Source organism: Pseudomonas sp. HY2-MNA-CIBAN-0224 (genome assembly GCF_040310285.1).
GTDB lineage: Bacteria > Pseudomonadota > Gammaproteobacteria > Pseudomonadales > Pseudomonadaceae > Aquipseudomonas > Aquipseudomonas helleri.
This window is the reverse complement of the sequence record NZ_JBEOPQ010000742.1, coordinates 1-252: the sequence shown is the minus strand read 5'-3', so window position 1 is coordinate 252 and position 252 is coordinate 1. Positions and strand designations below refer to the sequence as shown.

At 38.5% G+C, this 252-nt stretch carries 1 pseudogene; it reads right to left on the bottom strand.

Going from position 1 to position 252, the window contains the following annotated elements:
• Positions 1-252, bottom strand: a pseudogene (locus tag AAEZ03_RS28300) (gamma-glutamyl-phosphate reductase); the annotation flags it as partial.

Genomic DNA, 252 nt, shown 5'->3' with positions numbered 1-252 from the left:
AGAGCATTACATACTCCAGTGCGTTGGGTTTTACCATTGAGCAATAAAGACATCGCAATATCAAGATCGGCATCTTTATCAACATACAAATGACAAACACCTTTAAAGTGTTGAATAACAGGTATTTTACTGTTATCTGTAACAAAATTGATTAAGCCTTCGCCACCGCGTGGAATAATGACATCAATAAAGTCACGTTGCTGCATAAGCTCTAGTAATAAAGCGCGATCTGGATCGGGTATTACGGTGATC